17 protein-coding genes are annotated in these 14,156 nt (G+C 67.6%); 10 read left to right on the top strand and 7 right to left on the bottom strand.

What is annotated here, in order from left to right; translation table 11 throughout:
- Positions 1 to 119 precede the first annotated feature (119 nt).
- On the bottom strand, positions 120 to 596 hold the full coding sequence (locus tag HLH34_RS04610) for a nucleoside deaminase (RefSeq protein ID WP_183118434.1): 477 nt from the start codon (positions 594 to 596) through the stop codon (positions 120 to 122).
- A 298-nt stretch (positions 597 to 894) separates the two neighbouring features.
- Between HLH34_RS04610 and HLH34_RS19595 the strand changes: the two genes are divergently transcribed.
- Positions 895 to 1,020: a hypothetical protein gene (locus tag HLH34_RS19595; RefSeq protein ID WP_264784396.1), complete on the top strand. Its 126-nt coding sequence runs from the start codon at positions 895 to 897 to the stop codon at positions 1,018 to 1,020.
- Positions 1,021 to 1,109: 89 nt separating this feature from the next.
- Here the strand turns inward: HLH34_RS19595 and HLH34_RS04615 are convergent, their stop codons facing one another.
- Positions 1,110 to 2,087 (bottom strand): SDR family NAD(P)-dependent oxidoreductase, encoded by a 978-nt coding sequence (locus tag HLH34_RS04615; RefSeq protein ID WP_183118435.1) that lies wholly within the window; start codon positions 2,085 to 2,087, stop codon positions 1,110 to 1,112.
- Between the two features lie 134 nt (positions 2,088 to 2,221).
- Between HLH34_RS04615 and HLH34_RS04620 the strand changes: the two genes are divergently transcribed.
- Complete coding sequence (locus HLH34_RS04620) at positions 2,222 to 2,800, top strand: TetR/AcrR family transcriptional regulator (RefSeq protein WP_240161956.1); 579 nt, start codon at positions 2,222 to 2,224, stop codon at positions 2,798 to 2,800.
- Between the two features lie 40 nt (positions 2,801 to 2,840).
- On the opposite strand, the gene HLH34_RS04625 is transcribed toward HLH34_RS04620, so the two are convergent.
- The 3 genes from HLH34_RS04625 to HLH34_RS04635 form a co-directional block, all read right to left on the bottom strand.
- The gene (locus HLH34_RS04625; RefSeq protein WP_183118437.1) at positions 2,841 to 3,167 is read right to left on the bottom strand and encodes a zinc ribbon domain-containing protein YjdM; all 327 of its coding nucleotides are present in this window, start codon (positions 3,165 to 3,167) and stop codon (positions 2,841 to 2,843) included.
- A 322-nt stretch (positions 3,168 to 3,489) separates the two neighbouring features.
- Complete coding sequence (locus HLH34_RS04630; RefSeq protein ID WP_183118438.1) at positions 3,490 to 4,506, bottom strand: hypothetical protein; 1,017 nt, start codon at positions 4,504 to 4,506, stop codon at positions 3,490 to 3,492.
- A gap of 329 nt (positions 4,507 to 4,835) precedes the next feature.
- Positions 4,836 to 6,248, bottom strand: coding sequence for an aminotransferase-like domain-containing protein (locus HLH34_RS04635; RefSeq protein WP_183118439.1), 1,413 nt, complete (start codon positions 6,246 to 6,248; stop codon positions 4,836 to 4,838).
- A gap of 286 nt (positions 6,249 to 6,534) precedes the next feature.
- Between HLH34_RS04635 and HLH34_RS04640 the strand changes: the two genes are divergently transcribed.
- From HLH34_RS04640 to rsmD, 5 genes are all read left to right on the top strand, one after another.
- Positions 6,535 to 7,431: a DMT family transporter gene (locus HLH34_RS04640; RefSeq protein ID WP_204737833.1), complete on the top strand. Its 897-nt coding sequence runs from the start codon at positions 6,535 to 6,537 to the stop codon at positions 7,429 to 7,431.
- Between the two features lie 58 nt (positions 7,432 to 7,489).
- Positions 7,490 to 8,626: an aminotransferase class V-fold PLP-dependent enzyme gene (locus HLH34_RS04645; protein WP_183118440.1), complete on the top strand. Its 1,137-nt coding sequence runs from the start codon at positions 7,490 to 7,492 to the stop codon at positions 8,624 to 8,626.
- A 79-nt stretch (positions 8,627 to 8,705) separates the two neighbouring features.
- Positions 8,706 to 9,440: a gamma-glutamyl-gamma-aminobutyrate hydrolase family protein gene (locus tag HLH34_RS04650; RefSeq protein ID WP_183118441.1), complete on the top strand. Its 735-nt coding sequence runs from the start codon at positions 8,706 to 8,708 to the stop codon at positions 9,438 to 9,440.
- Positions 9,437 to 10,210, top strand: coding sequence for a pseudouridine synthase (locus tag HLH34_RS04655; protein ID WP_183118442.1), 774 nt, complete (start codon positions 9,437 to 9,439; stop codon positions 10,208 to 10,210). The genes HLH34_RS04650 and HLH34_RS04655 overlap by 4 nt, the downstream gene beginning before the upstream one ends.
- 17 nt (positions 10,211 to 10,227) lie before the next feature.
- A complete protein-coding gene (gene rsmD / locus HLH34_RS04660; RefSeq protein ID WP_183118443.1) occupies positions 10,228 to 10,803 on the top strand; it encodes a 16S rRNA (guanine(966)-N(2))-methyltransferase RsmD in 576 nt (191 codons plus the stop codon).
- A gap of 136 nt (positions 10,804 to 10,939) precedes the next feature.
- On the opposite strand, the gene HLH34_RS04665 is transcribed toward rsmD, so the two are convergent.
- A complete protein-coding gene (locus HLH34_RS04665; protein WP_240161955.1) occupies positions 10,940 to 11,485 on the bottom strand; it encodes a hypothetical protein in 546 nt (181 codons plus the stop codon).
- A 250-nt stretch (positions 11,486 to 11,735) separates the two neighbouring features.
- Here HLH34_RS04665 and HLH34_RS04670 point away from each other — a divergent pair, with 250 nt between their 5' ends.
- Positions 11,736 to 11,984: a DUF3126 family protein gene (locus HLH34_RS04670; RefSeq protein WP_183118445.1), complete on the top strand. Its 249-nt coding sequence runs from the start codon at positions 11,736 to 11,738 to the stop codon at positions 11,982 to 11,984.
- 124 nt (positions 11,985 to 12,108) lie between these two features.
- Here HLH34_RS04670 and HLH34_RS04675 read toward each other — a convergent pair whose 3' ends face one another.
- On the bottom strand, positions 12,109 to 12,717 hold the full coding sequence (locus HLH34_RS04675; RefSeq protein ID WP_240161954.1) for a DUF2939 domain-containing protein: 609 nt from the start codon (positions 12,715 to 12,717) through the stop codon (positions 12,109 to 12,111).
- A 188-nt stretch (positions 12,718 to 12,905) separates the two neighbouring features.
- On the opposite strand from HLH34_RS04675, the gene HLH34_RS04680 reads away from it, so the two are divergent.
- Positions 12,906 to 13,748 carry a HesA/MoeB/ThiF family protein gene (locus HLH34_RS04680; protein ID WP_183118447.1) on the top strand — a complete coding sequence of 281 codons (843 nt, stop codon included), beginning with the start codon at positions 12,906 to 12,908 and terminating at the stop codon, positions 13,746 to 13,748.
- Positions 13,738 to 14,148 (top strand): DsrE family protein, encoded by a 411-nt coding sequence (locus HLH34_RS04685; RefSeq protein ID WP_183118448.1) that lies wholly within the window; start codon positions 13,738 to 13,740, stop codon positions 14,146 to 14,148. Before HLH34_RS04680 ends, HLH34_RS04685 begins: the two co-directional genes overlap by 11 nt.
- Positions 14,149 to 14,156 lie beyond the last annotated feature (8 nt).

Below are 14,156 nucleotides of genomic sequence, written 5' to 3' on the forward strand. Positions count from 1 at the left end.
GGCGGCCAGACCGGCGATCCGCCCCGATTCCACTGTCGTCATCGGCAGCGTGCGATACCGGACCGCACACCACCCCTACCTGCCGATGAAAGATGCGTTAACTGCACGCCGGCCGCAAATCATCGGCCGCGCAGGCCAGCAAAAAAACCGCGCAGCAGGGATGCGGACTCGGTCTCGCGCACGCCGCCGATCCATTCAGGGCGATGCAGGCAGTCGGGGCGGGCGAACAGGCGCGGCCCGTGTTCCACTCCGCCGCCCTTGGGGTCGTAGGCCCCGAATATAATGCGCCCGACGCGGAAATGCACCGCCGCCGCCGCGCACATCGGGCAGGGCTCCAGGGTCACGACCAGGGTGCAGCCGGCCAGGCGCGGGCCGCCCAGCCGCCGGGCGGCCGCGCGCATGACCAGCATTTCCGCATGGGCCGAGGCATCGTCCCCGGCCTCCACCGCGTTGCCGGCATGGGCCAGCACCGTGCCGTCGGGCCCCACCAGCACCGCCCCTACCGGAACCTCGCCCCGCGCGGCGGCGGCGCGGGCCTCGTCCATCGCGATCGACATCGGGTCGCGCGGGTCGCGGGGCGGACTGTCAGGACTCATCGCGCACCGGGCGGAGACAGCAGAAAACCAGGATTCATCCCTCCCGCATCGTGCAACCCGGATCGGGCCGCGGACGTTCGATCCATACCGCAGGCACCCGGTCCATGCGCCCGTGGCGATGACGGGGCGCGATCACAACATGTTACAGGCGCCTGCGGCGGCGGATACGATGCGAAGGCCGCGATCCCGGGAAAGATATTGATTTTGCTGGACAGACAGGAAACCGGGTGACACCCTTGCCGCAATCTGGGTAACGTTTCCTGTAACAATCGAAACCGATATGAACAGGAGGAAGACGATGAATACACTCACGCTGATCCTGGCCGCCGCGGCAATCGTGATCGGTTTTTCGGCCTGCGAACCGGAACTGATGGGTCACCATACGCTGACCGCGAGTGCGCATTCAGTCGTCTACGACGGCTGATCGGCGCACCCCGATTGCCTTGACGCCGGGATTTCAAAGGCGATGCCTTTGAGAGGGTCCAAGGGGCAAGGCCCCTTGTGCCTCGCGGTTCAGAAACGCTCGCCGACCATTTCCTCGCTGCGGCTCCACAGGGCCTCGGCATGCGCCGGGTCGAGGGCATAGGCGCGCACGCCCTCGCTGATCGCGCTGATCGTCACGTCGTCGGGTACGATCGTGCCGACATGGCAGTTCTCGCAATAGCGGCCACCAATGGCCTCGGCCGGCGCGACCACCCCCGCCCATACGGATGTCGCGGCGCCCTGGGGGATGGTCTTCCACGCGAAGGGCGGCTCGCCATTGGCGGCGCGCTGCTGATTTATCTGCGCGACCATCGCTTCGAGCTGGGCCGGGTCCATATGGCGGGCAAGTTCGGTCTGGATGCCGCCGGGATGAACCGCCGTCGCGCGCACGCCACGGGCGCGATGCCGCTGGTCGAAGGCGACCGCGAACAGGATATTGGCGGTTTTCGAGCGCCCATAGGCGACGAACGGGTCGTAGGGCGTATGCTCGAAATTCGGATCGTCCAGATCGACATCGGAAAAGCGATGACCGGACGAGGCCAGATTCACCAGCCGCGCGCCGGTGCGCATCAGCGGCGCAATCCGGTTGACCAGCACGAAATGGCCAAGGTGGTTGGTGCCGAACTGCGTTTCGAACCCATCCGCCGTGTGGCCGAACGGTGTCGCCATGACGCCGGCATTGGCGATGACCAGATCGAACGGTTCGGCCCTGGCGTTCAATGCATCCGCGCAGGCGCGCACGCTGGCCAGCCGGGCAAGGTCGAGTTCGACCAGTTCGAACCCGCCGCCGCCCTGTCGCGCATCCGCGCGCACCTGTGCCGTCGCGGCCTGGGCCTTTTGCAGGTCGCGCGCCGCACCGACGACATATGCGCCATGGGCGGCGAGCGCGCGGGCGGTCTCTATCCCCAACCCGGCCGAAACGCCGGTCACCAGCACGCGCTTGCCGGCGAGGGTCACGCCCGCCAGCACCTCGTCCGTCGTCGAGGTCGCGCCGAATTCGTCTGCCATGATGGCCTCCGTGATCTGTCCGGAATATGGATACGCGGCATGCGCGTCGAAGGGCGGCGCCATGCGCGTTATGTGGAGATATTCTCCGCTTATTCATATACGGAGGATTGCTCCGTTTAACAAGGGGGAACCGCTTGGCCGAGGACAAGAGCGCGCGACGCCGGCCGCGCAGCGACGGGCAACGCAACCGCGAACGGCTGATCGCCGCCGCCAAGGCCGCGTTCACCGAAGGCAAGACGGAGGTGCGGTTCGATGAGATCGCCCGCCGCGCGGGGGTCGGCATCGGCACGCTGTACCGTCATTTCCCGACCCGCGACGCGCTGATCGAGGCGGTCTATCGCACCGAGGTCGAACGGCTGGGCGCGGCGGCCCGGCATCTGGCCGCGACACATCCGCCGCTGGAGGCCCTGCGCGACTGGATGCGGCTGTTTGTCGATTACATCGCGGCCAAGCAGGTGATCGCACCCGCGCTCAACTCGCTCGTCGGCGGGCCATCCGCGCTTTACGCCGCGTCGGGCGACAGCATGAAGACCGCAATCCGCGACCTGGTCGCCCGCGCCGTCGCCAGCGGCGAAATGCGCCCCGACCTCGATCCCATCGACCTGCTGCGCGCCCTGGTCGGCGTCGCCAACATCGCCTCCGACCCCGGATGGGAGGCCAGCGCCAAGCGCCTGGTGGATATTCTTATCGCGGGGTCGCGGCCGGAGGCGTGATGGGTGGATGCGGGCAGGAAGGCGCAAGAAGCACGCGCGTTTACGCCTTCCGCAGAAACTCGGCCTTGAGCATGTAGCTGCCGGCCTCAACCGCGTGGTCGCCGCCGCGCAGACGGATATTCTTGATCCTGGTGCCCACCTTCAGCGTTGTCGAGGACCCCTTCACCTTGAGGTCCTTGATAACAACGACCGTGTCGCCATCAGCAAGTATGACACCATTGGCATCGCGCACCACATCTTCGGCCGATGCGGCTTCGGCGATGTCGGCAGGCCATTCATAACCGCAGACCTCGCAGACATGGTTCGCCCCTTCGACGTGCGTCTCTTCCAGGGTGCATTGCGGGCAGGCGGGTGCGGAGGTGCTCATGAACGGGACTTAACCCCACGGCGCCTGGCACACAATCCCCCGCACCTGTTGCGTATCCCGCCCGCATCGAGCGACTTTGGAAACGCGATGGCAAGGATCAGGGCTGCGAGTGCTTGCTGACAGGCAATACCCTTGTCATGCCTCAGGCGGTCCGAAATTTCTCATTCAGCTTTGCGCCTGTGCAGGCCGTCTGTGTGTGTTCAAATATGAATCCCGTAAGCGGACGTAACCCAATTGCATTCGGGCGGCCGGTCTGGGGGGTAAGCGGAATGTCCGCTCTCAAGGGGGAAGATAAGAAAAGTAGTCATTCTGCTTCGCATCATTATTTCTGATCAGGGCCATAGAATGTTCCCGTATTTTCACGCACCCCGACGTTGGTGATGCTATAAGAATCGAAATGAAGATGCATTGCAGGTGGAAGCGGTTCGGGGTCGCTGACGTCCACCGTTCCGAATGTCCGATATTTAAAATCGAACATGACCGTTCTCTTCTGGAAGAATTGCCATCCCAATGATATTCTCTCAATATTTTCTGTAATGAGAAAATCCTGCCGTGGCAGGTCAAAGTTGGCAACCGATACAGCTACCTTTTCACTCAGATAGCCATGATTCGCTCCCACGAAATCGAGCATGACCTGAGGTCGCATTTTAAGCGCCCTTTCGGTAAAGCCTAATCTCTTTGCCTCATTCAGAGGCAGCATATCTCTACCAAGGTCTGGGTCGAAATGAATCCTTACCTTTTTCCCCGCGATCGTCCCGTCGACGGCGTCATCTTCATACAAATTCGCAACGTGAGCATCTGCCCCCAGCAATCGCGCAGAAGAGCCACATCGATCGTGATCCCAATGATAGAACGCCAACTTCCTGTGAGGGATATCAATTAGCTCGATTAACCCATACTCGTCGAGAAACTCGCGGCCGATGATGCCCACAATGGGCAATCCATCGACACGCACCGGGAAAGCGCGCTCTACGATGAGCGCCTTCAGGTCGTGAAGCTCAAGTGTTCCGAATTGGAGACGATCGAGGTGCGTCAACTCCGCCGACTCCCGTTGCCGGTCGATCCCAATAGCGGTCACCGAACCATCGTCGGCGAACCAGAAATTGTCAGATACATTTCTTACGAGAAATTTTCCGTATTGGGGGGACACAAATAGTGCGCCGCGCATACCGTCGAATTTCGCCTCCACCAGGGGACTGTCTCCTACTCCCCCCAGTAGCGGCAGCACGGTCGCAGCACTGATACATTCGGCGATCGGCGGCAGGTCACGACCGAAGGCAGTCCCGGCTGCGGAAATGACTACGCCAGTAAAGGCCAGAACCGTGATGGTCTTCAGCAAGGCGGATGTCCATGCCATGCAGCGTTCGGCCGGCAAGCGGCAGTTGAGAACGCTCGTCGAAAGTGTGGAACACATAATTCCAAACCAATCCATGAGACGGACCCACCAATAAGTGAACGAAAGACGATTTTCGTACAGGCATATATGTCCGCTTTACCGAAAGCCAATCGCCTGCGTAAGCGTCCAGGATGGAGGCGGTAGCTGTCAGCAGGCACCTGACGCCACCGTCCGCTATTGAGAGTTTCATATCCGAAAGCGCAGCGAATGTTCATGTGGGGCAGCCCCAACCGCAAGCCGATGCCTCGCCGATTTCATGACACGCGAAGGATTCAGGAAGCCCGTTCCGAAACCGTCTGGTGCATCAGGTCGGACAGGCTTTCATAGATTTCCGCACCCTCCATCCGCGACACGTTGAACCGCATGAAGCCGCCCGCCGCGCCGTTGGCGCTGAAGGCGTTGCCGGGGGCGAGGACGATATTGTGGGTGAGGGCGCGGCGGGCGAGGTCGGTGGCGTCGCAGCCGTCCGGCAGGCGGGCCCAGAGGAACATGCCGGCTGTGGGTTCCAGCCAGGGCGTGATGCCGATCGCCTTCAGCCGCCGGATGGTGGTGGTCATCGCGCGGGCCAGGCGGGGGCGCAGGGCGGTCAGGTGGCGGCGGTAGCCGCTGTCGGTCAGGACCATATGCGTCAGTTCGGCGGCCACACGGCCGCCGGAAATGCCGGTCGCGACCCGCAGGTTGATCAGCCCGTCGATCCAGTCCGGCCGCGCGGCGATATAGCCGCAGCGCAGCGAGGCCGAGATGGTCTTGGAGAAGCTGCCGATGCGAATGACCCGGTCCAGACCGTCGAAAGTCGCAAGGCGGGGCGCCGGGGTGTCTTCCAGATCCGCGAAGATGTCGTCTTCGGCGATGATCAGGTCATGGGCTTCGGCCAGTTTCAGCACGCGATGCGCCGTGACCGGCGACAGCGTTGCGCCCGTCGGGTTATGCAGCGCCGAATTGGTGACGTAGAGCCGGGGCCGGGCCTCCGTCGCCAGAGCCGCGAAACGGTCCAGGTCGGGGCCATCCGGCGTGTAGGGCACGCCGACGACCCGCACCTGATGCGCGCGCAGCATGGCGTGGAAATTGAAATAGCACGGGTCGTCCACCATCACCGCGTCGCCCGGCCGCAGGAAATAGCGGCAGACCAGATCCAGCGCGTGGGTGCCGGAATCGGTCAGCAGGATCTGTGCCGGAGCGGCCATGATATCATGGTCCGCCATGCGCCGGGCCAGCAGGCGGCGCAGGGCCGGCAGGCCGAGGGGCGCGTCGTACTCGAACAATCCGTCACCGGTGCGGGCGATCGTCCGCAGGGCGCGGCGCATGGCGTCCTCCGGCATCCAGGCTTCGGGCAGCCAGCCGCAGCCGGGGGCGATCCGCCGGCTGGCGTCCTCCAGCGACTGGCGCAATACCATCAGCGGGTCGATATCCCGGTCGCGGGGTGCCGGTTCCATATCCAGTGACAGGGGCGCCAGCGGCGCGGTCACGAAGAAGCCGGCGCCGGCGCGCGCGCGGATCACGCCTTCGGCGGCCAGGCGGTCATAGGCCTCCACCACCGTGGATTTCGAGACCTTCATCGTTTCCGCCATCAGGCGGATCGACGGCAGGCGCGCGCCCGGCGTCAACTGGCGGCGGTCGATACGATGGCGGACTTCATGGACGATCCGCGCCACGCGCGTGCCGTCCCGGGGTTGGGAGTCATTCATCCTTACACCAATCCGCCTAACGAATGGCACGCCTCAGGGCGCTGCCCTGAAACCCGCCAAAGGGCATCGCCCTTTGGAAACCCAGTCGTTTTATGATCGGGGTCCAGGGCCTCAGGCCCCCGATCCGGGATAACGGGTGGGTTCGGGCAAAGCCCGATCTGTCCTGCCGCCTGTGCCATTCCGTACTGTATCCTTGATCGGTACAGTACAAGATAATCGTACCGGACTGTCTCTGGAAAGCCTGTCCCCTCCTGCCGCAAAAGGATTGCGGGAAAGGAGACAGGCGATGGCACTGAACAAGACGACCGAAGGATGGATCTGCGGCCTGGTGGGCGTGGCGATCTTCAGCGGGTCGATGCCCGCGACGAAGCTGGCCGTGACGGGGTTCGACCCCGTGTTCCTGACCGCCGCGCGGGCCGCTCTGGCGGCTGTGCTGGGGGCGCTGTTCCTGGCCGGCATGCGCGCATCGCCCCCGGCCCGCACGGATGGTTGGCCGCTGGTGACGGTCGCGCTGTGCGTCGTCATCGGGTTTCCGCTGCTCAGCGCCATGGCGCTGCGGCATATGACGGCGTCGCGCTCGATCCTGTTCCTGGGCCTGCTGCCGCTGGCGACGGCCTTCTTCGGCGTGCTGCGCGGGGGCGAGCGCCCCCGTCCGCCGTTCTGGCTGTGTTCGGCCGGCGGGGCGGGGCTGGTGGTGCTGATGGCGGCCCTGCAGGGCGGCGGCGGGTTCGGCACGGCCGACCTGGCGATGGGCGCGTCGGTGCTGCTGTGTGGACTGGGCTATGCCGAGGGCGGCGCGCTGGCCCGCCGGCTGGGCGGCTGGCAGGTCATCTGCTGGGCGCTGCTGGTGGCGGCCCCGCCCATGGCCCTGGTGGCGCTGGTGCTCTGCCCGCCGTCGCTGCGCGGCATCCCGCCGGCGGCGTGGCTGGGGCTGGGCTATGTGACGGTGTTTTCCATGCTGGTGGGCTTCGTCTTCTGGTATCGCGGCCTGGCCCTGGGCGGGATCGCCGCCGTGGGGCAGGTGCAGCTTCTGCAACCATTCCTGGCCTTCGCCCTGGCGGCTGCCCTTCTGCATGAGGCGATCGGCTGGCCGCTGGTGCTGACGGCGGCGGGTGTCGTCTGCTGCGTGGCCGGGGCGCGACGTTTCGCCGCCCGAGGGTTGCCCGAACCCACCAGGGCCTGAGGCCCTGGACCCCGATCCCCCACCCATCACGGAGGAAACCCCATCATGGAGGAAAACGATGTCCGATCCGACGACACGCTGGATCGCGCCCGCGCGGGCTGAAACGGGCGTCTACCTGGCCAATGCGGCCTGCGGCCTGACCTCGGCCCCCGTTCTGGAGGCGGTGACAGGTCATCTGCTGCGCGAGGCCGAACGGGGCGCGCCCTGGGCGGCGGCCGAAGCGCGGGAGCGGCTGGACGCCGGCTACGGCCACGCCGCGCGTCTGATCGGCGCCCGGCCGGACGAAATCGCCTTTGTCGAGAGCGGCAACGGCGCACTGCGTGCCCTGCTGCTGTCGGTCGGGTTGCGGGCAGGGGACCGCGTGCTGGTCGATCGCGCCTGCTGGGGCGGGACGCTGGCGATGCTGCGGGGGCTGGACGGGGTTTCGGTCGACGTGATGGCGACGGACGCGCAGGGCGAGACCGACGTCGCGGCGACGCGGGCGGCGGTGCGGCCGGGCACGCGGCTGGTCCTGACGACCTGGTGCCCGGCGACGGGCGGCCTGGTCAATCCGGCGGACGCACTCGGGGCGCTGGCGACGGAGATCGGGGCGGTGCATCTGGTCGATGCCTGCCAGGCATTGGGCCAGTTGCCGGTGGATGTCGATGCGCTGCGGTGCGACGGGCTGGTGGCCAGCGGGCGGAAATGGCTGCGCGGCCCCCGGGGCACCGCCGTGTTGTATGCGTCCCGCCGGTTCCTGGCGCGCACCCAGGCCGTCATGGCGGATCAGTTCGGCGCGGGACGCGAGGATGCGCGCCGGTACGAAGGGGGCGAGGCCTTCATCGCGGGGCGGCTGGGGCTGGCCACCGCGATCGAGGGCGCGTTGACACTAGGCCTGCCGTTCATTCGGACCCGCATCGCCGATCGGGCCACGTGCCTGCGTGACGGGCTGCGCGCGCTGCCCGGCGTACGCCTGCATGACCGGGGGGCGGTGCTGTCGGGGATCGTGAGCTTCACCATCGACGGGCTGGATGGGGCCGACATCGTGAAGCGCCTGGGGCAGGGCGGCGTGACCGCCAGCGTCGTGCCCGCGCCCTATGCGCCGCTGGAGATGGCGGCGCGCGGCCTGCCCGCGATCGTCCGGCTGGCCCCGCATGTGTTCACGACGGACGCCGGGCTGGATCGCACGGTGGGGATTGTGAAGGAGTTTGCCTGACCACCCCTTGAGCCCGGATTTTCCGCCCGGCACGCCGGGGCGATTTCCTTCACCGCGATATTCCTCTAGGTCAGGCGGGATGACCCGATCCCGCCCCCTGATCGGCGTGACCCTGGACAGCGAGGACGGCGCCCCCGACGGCGGGGCCTATTCGCGCTATCCGTGGTATGCGCTGCGCCGCAACTACATGGATGCCATCGCCGATGCGGGCGGGGTGCCGGTGGCGCTGGCGCACCATGCGGCGCTGACGGACGACATCATGGCGCGGATCGACGGGCTGGTGATCACCGGCGGGGCGTTCGACGTCGACCCAGCCCTGTATGGCGACAGCGCGCGCCATGCCGCCGTGACCCTGAAGGCGAACCGGACCGGTGCGGAACTGGCGCTGGCGCGGGCGGCGATCGCGCGGCACATGCCGGTGCTGGGCATCTGCGGCGGGCAGCAGCTTCTGGCGGTGGCGCTGGGCGGCACGCTGATCCAGCATATTCCCGACGCCTGCCCCGGGGCGCTGGCGCACGAACAGCCCAACCCCCGCGACCAGCCCGGCCATGAAATCGACATCGTCCCCGGCACCCTGCTGGCGCGCGTGACCGGCGCGGCCCGCCTGGCGGTCAATTCCGCCCATCACCAGGCCGTCCGCACGCCCGGGCGCGCGGTGGTCTGCGCGACAGCCGACGACGGTATCATCGAGGCGGTCGAATATCCCGCCCATCCTTTCTGCCTGGGCGTGCAATGGCATCCGGAATTCGCCATATCCCCCGCCGATACACGCCTCTTTCTTGCCCTGACCGACGCCTCGGGATCCAGACGATGAACCAAGACGACACCCCACACCCCGACCGCGGCGAACGGATCGCCAAATGGCTGGCGCGCTCGGGCGTGGCCAGCCGCCGCGATGCCGAGCGGATGGTCGAGGAAGGGCGCGTGCGCCTGAACGGCGAGGTGGTCACCCATCCGGCGACCTTCGTGGGGCCCGGCGACATCGTGCAGGCGGACGGCGCGGTGATCGAAACGCCCGAGCGCACGCGGCTGTGGCGCTATCACAAGCCGGACGGGCTGGTGACGACCCATCGCGACCCGGAAGGGCGGCCCACGGTGTTCGCGTCGCTGCCGGCGGGCATGCCCCGCGTCATCAGCGTCGGACGGCTGGATTTGAACAGCGAGGGGCTGCTGCTGCTGACCAATGATGGTGAACTGGCCCGGCGGCTGGAACTGCCGTCGAACGGCTGGATCCGGCGCTATCGCGTGCGGGTCTTCGGCGTGGTGGACGAGGCCCGGCTGAAGGCGCTGGCCGGCGGCAGCGTGTTCGAAGGGGTGCGTTACGGCCCGATCGAGGCCGGGCTGGATTCCCGCAAGGGCGACAATGCCTGGCTGACCGTGTCGCTGCGCGAAGGCAAGAACCGCGAGATCCGCAAGGTGATGCGCGGGCTGAACCTGCATGTCAGCCGCCTGATCCGCACGTCCTATGGCCCCTTCCAGCTGGGAACCCTGCTGCGCTCCGAACTGGAGGAGGTGCCCGGCAAGGTCCTGCGCGAACAGGTGCCCGGCCTAGCCGCGCCCGCCCGGGCCGGACGCCACCGCTAGCCCCCGGACCGGCCGGGATGCGCATCGTCGCCGGAACCCGTCGCGGGCGCGCCCTGGCCGCCCCGCCGGGCCGCACAACCCGCCCCACCGCCGACCGCGTGCGGCAGGCGCTGTTCGACATGCTGCTGCACGCGCCCTGGGCGGGGGCCGACGCGGTGGTGGGCGCGCGGGTACTGGACGGATTCGCCGGCACCGGCGCCCTGGGGCTGGAGGCCCTGTCGCGGGGCGCCGCCCACTGCACGTTCTTCGAGACCGACCGCGCGGCCCTGGCGGCCCTGCGCGCCAATGTCGCCGCCTGCCGCGCCGAAGCCGCCGCCACCATCCGCGCCATCGACGTCACCCGCCCGCCGCCCGCCGGCAAGGATGGAGCCTGCGGGCTGGTGTTCCTGGACCCGCCTTACGGGCTGGGCCTGCCGGCGCGGGCGCTGCAGGCGCTGGGGCGTGCGGGATGGATCGCACCCCGCGCGCTGATCGTCGTCGAGACCGCCGCCGACGAGGACGCGCCGGCCGGAGCCGGGCCGTTGCTGGCGGAACACCGGCACGGGGCGGCGCGGCTGTCGATCTGGCGCGCCGCTACGGGTCAGGCCGATTAAGGCGAAGGCAGGACGTTGCGCCCTGCCTCCTTCTCATACCGAGTCCCGACATGCGGGGGCATCCTGGTACGTCAGTGCGGGCGCGCCTTGCAAGAAACCGCCCGGCGCCGGGAAGCCGGTTCGGCATGGTGACGGCCTACGAACGCGTCCTGCCGTTCAGGGCATCGAGGCAGTCCGCGCCCACGTCGCTCAGGTGGATATCGTGCAGGGCCTCGACCGCGCGGATGGCGCGGCGATGCCAGGTGGCCGGCATGCCGGCCGGGGCGCAGATGGTCCGGCCACCCCGCACCGGGCCATTCTTGGGGTCCAGCGCCGCCACGACCGCGCGCGGATTGCGCGGCAGCGCCTGACGCAGGGCAAGTTGCAGCGACCGGGTGGTCGCGGGGTCGGTAGCCGACATCAGATCGGGCATCAGGTCGATCCAGTTCTGCCAGCCGGTTGCCACCGCACGGCGCGTTTGGGGCCATTCCTTGTTCTGGGTCAGGGCCTGCACGACCTTCTGCGGCCCGTCCTGCTGGATCTGCCGCGCCAGCGTGCGGGCCGTCAGGGTGCGCGTGGCCTCGGCGGGGCCGAAGGGTGGCGTTGCCGCCGCCCCGACGCGGATCGAGGTCGCCACGACCAGGCAGGCAACGCAGGCCAGGCCCCACGAGCGGGCAAAACGGGCGAAAAGGGCGGCACGCATCCGCAAGACCATTCTCCATGCAGAGGATACAAGACGAGGGAATGGAGAAAAACGGCGGATCATGGCGTGGTCCGGGCGGCAAGGAGACGTTTCGGGGGCAGGCGCGAACAATGTGCGGGAATGGTTGCGGGTGGAGGCCCATGTCCCTATAGCGGGCGGCAACCCGGCCGGCACGCCGGATTTCATCCGTTCCGGCCTGCCCCGTACCCGACCGGAACCGGACCGCCATACCCCCAGGGAGCATAAAGTGATGAGCAGCATGTCAGCCTCCGAGATCGCCCGCCTGCAGGTCTGCCTGCGCCGGCTTCTGGGTTCGCCCGAACTGACAGTCAACCCCCCGCCGCGCGCCGGCCTGTCGGTCGAGGTCGCCGTGAAGGGCGAGGTCATCGGCACGATCCACCGCGACGAGGACGAGGGCGAGGTATCCTACGCCCTGCATATGACCATTCTGGAAGAGGATCTGCCGGCCGAGACGGCCGCCGCACGGTCGCGCCGCTGAATGGGCCTGCCCGGCCCGGAAAGGTCGGACATTGCCCAAACCCAACCGTTATCCACGAGCGGGGGGCCTGAGGCCCAGGACCCCGATCAGAGGCATTGAAGGCAAGTGGTGCCTTCGGGGCCGGCTAGCGGGCCAGCAGGACCCTCTGGGCCGGTTCGGCCGACGCTTCCATGATCGGATGGTCGGGGCGGGTGGACGGCAGATCCACCCGCGTGATCTTCCAGCGCCAGCCCTGGATGCGCATCTGCAGATGCAGGGGGCTTTCATGTTCGTGACCCGGCACCGCGATGCTGGCCTCGAACATGTCGGGGCGCATGAAACGGACATGGACGTGACGCAGGATCGCCACCCGTGCTTCCCCGGGGACGGCGGGGGCCGCGGGCATGACCTGCCCGACGAGCGACCCGAGATTGTTGGCGTTCACGTTCAGATCCACGGCATTGGACACCGCCGCCGTGGCGAAGGATGAGCCGAATTCCGGCAGTTCGTCGTCGGCTGCTGTCTGGGGGCCGACGACGCTGTCGACAATCTGCGTCTTCAGGCTGGTACGGACAGCGCGCCAGTTCAGGAAGGACCCCAGCGTCCGCATGTCGTTGGCCTGGAGGGCCGAGGAGACCGACCACAGCGTCACGAACGGCGAAGCGACGAACAGGGAGAGGGACATCACCAGCGTCACGGCGCAGATCCGGCGGGCCTGATGCCGACGGACGGCGACCATGTGGCCGACTGGCATGAGACGTCCCAAACGGTGCATCAAATCGTCCCCTGATCTTGCATCCAGACCATATCGTAAGCATATCGGGCATGCATGGTTTTCATGCCGCGCGAAATAAATTGTCACAAAAAGATGATCCGAAGGCCGTATTCGTCCGGCCGCGCCGGGTTCATACCATGCGCACAGGCCCATCCGAGGCAGGACGCATGATCGCCGATTTTTCCGAAACCGAGATCCAGCGCTATGCCCGCCATATCCTGCTGCCCGAAATCGGGGGCGCCGGGCAGGCGGCCCTGCGCGACGCCAGCGTGCTGGTGGTGGGCGCGGGCGGCCTGGGGTCGCCCGTAGCGCTGTACCTGGCGGCGGCGGGGGTCGGGCGGATCGGGCTGGTCGATGACGACGTCGTTGATCTGTCGAACCTGCAACGCCAGATCGCGCACACCACCGACCGGATCGGCCGGCGCAAGGTGGATTCCGCCGCCGAGGCGATCCACGCGGTCAATCCGCTGGTCCAGGTCGACCGCCACCCCATGCGGCTGGACGCGGACAATGCCCGCGCCCTGGTCGCACGCTATGATCTGGTCTGCGACGGATGCGACAATTTCGGCACCCGCTACCTGGTGGCCGACGCCTGCGCGCTGGAACGGCGCACATTGGTGTCGGCGGCCGTCCTGCGGTTCGAGGGGCAGGTCTCGACGTTCCGGCCGCATCTTGGGGGGCCGTGCTATCGCTGCCTGTATCCGTCCGCGCCGCCGGCCGACGCCGTTCCGTCCTGCGCCGAAGCCGGCGTTTTCGGCGCGGTGACCGGGGTGATGGGAACGTTGCAGGCGACCGAGGCGTTGAAGGAGCTTCTGGAGATCGGCGAAAGCCTGTCAGGCCGCCTTCTGGTCTGGGACGCGCTGGCGGCGCGGTTCCATACCATCCGGCTGTCGCCCGATCCGGCGTGCCCGCTGTGCGGCCCGCACGCGACGATCCGCGACCTGTCGGCGCATGCGGCGCTTGCGAAGGGGGCAACCGCGAAGGAGGCCTGCGACATCCATGCCGGATGAGACTTTCCGGGCCTCTGACGCCCCGGCCGGGGGGCTGGCGATCCTGCTGCTGGACGGGGGGTACGAGCGCGCGCATTACGCCTTCGTGCTGGCGGCGGGGGCGCTGGCGGTCGACCGCCCGGTGATCCTGTTCGCTGCCGGACAGGGGGTGCATGCCCTGGCCCGGGACTGGAGCGGCCTGCGTGACGCGGTGCGCGATGCGGCGGTGCAGGCCAGCGGCGTCGCCGGGTTCGACACGCTGCGCGCGGCGGTGTGCGAGATGGACGGCGTCCTGCTGGCGTGTGAATCCGGGCTGCGCATCGCCGGTCTGGCGACGGATGCATTGCTGCCCGAGGTCGAGGTGGCCGGCGTTCCGACGTTTCTCGACGCGGCCCGTGGCCGGCAGATCGTCAGCCTGTGAGGCGGGAT

It is taken from the genome of Gluconacetobacter azotocaptans (assembly GCF_014174355.1).
Lineage (GTDB): Bacteria > Pseudomonadota > Alphaproteobacteria > Acetobacterales > Acetobacteraceae > Gluconacetobacter > Gluconacetobacter azotocaptans.

What these genes read in the sequence shown, in the direction of transcription:
- HLH34_RS04680 (WP_183118447.1), top strand. Translation starts at nt 12,906, where the DNA reads ATGATCGCCGATTTTTCCGAAACCGAGATCCAGCGCTATGCCCGCCAT.
- HLH34_RS04635 (WP_183118439.1), bottom strand. Translation starts at nt 6,248, where the DNA reads ATGAATGACTCCCAACCCCGGGACGGCACGCGCGTGGCGCGGATCGTC.
- HLH34_RS04640 (WP_204737833.1), top strand. Translation starts at nt 6,535, where the DNA reads ATGGCACTGAACAAGACGACCGAAGGATGGATCTGCGGCCTGGTGGGC.
- HLH34_RS04645 (WP_183118440.1), top strand. Translation starts at nt 7,490, where the DNA reads ATGTCCGATCCGACGACACGCTGGATCGCGCCCGCGCGGGCTGAAACG.
- HLH34_RS04650 (WP_183118441.1), top strand. Translation starts at nt 8,706, where the DNA reads ATGACCCGATCCCGCCCCCTGATCGGCGTGACCCTGGACAGCGAGGAC.
- HLH34_RS04615 (WP_183118435.1), bottom strand. Translation starts at nt 2,087, where the DNA reads ATGGCAGACGAATTCGGCGCGACCTCGACGACGGACGAGGTGCTGGCG.
- HLH34_RS04625 (WP_183118437.1), bottom strand. Translation starts at nt 3,167, where the DNA reads ATGAGCACCTCCGCACCCGCCTGCCCGCAATGCACCCTGGAAGAGACG.
- HLH34_RS04665 (WP_240161955.1), bottom strand. Translation starts at nt 11,485, where the DNA reads ATGCGTGCCGCCCTTTTCGCCCGTTTTGCCCGCTCGTGGGGCCTGGCC.
- HLH34_RS04685 (WP_183118448.1), top strand. Translation starts at nt 13,738, where the DNA reads ATGCCGGATGAGACTTTCCGGGCCTCTGACGCCCCGGCCGGGGGGCTG.
- HLH34_RS04655 (WP_183118442.1), top strand. Translation starts at nt 9,437, where the DNA reads ATGAACCAAGACGACACCCCACACCCCGACCGCGGCGAACGGATCGCC.
- HLH34_RS19595 (WP_264784396.1), top strand. Translation starts at nt 895, where the DNA reads ATGAATACACTCACGCTGATCCTGGCCGCCGCGGCAATCGTGATCGGT.
- HLH34_RS04670 (WP_183118445.1), top strand. Translation starts at nt 11,736, where the DNA reads ATGAGCAGCATGTCAGCCTCCGAGATCGCCCGCCTGCAGGTCTGCCTG.
- rsmD (WP_183118443.1), top strand. Translation starts at nt 10,228, where the DNA reads ATGCGCATCGTCGCCGGAACCCGTCGCGGGCGCGCCCTGGCCGCCCCG.
- HLH34_RS04675 (WP_240161954.1), bottom strand. Translation starts at nt 12,717, where the DNA reads ATGCCAGTCGGCCACATGGTCGCCGTCCGTCGGCATCAGGCCCGCCGG.
- HLH34_RS04610 (WP_183118434.1), bottom strand. Translation starts at nt 596, where the DNA reads ATGAGTCCTGACAGTCCGCCCCGCGACCCGCGCGACCCGATGTCGATC.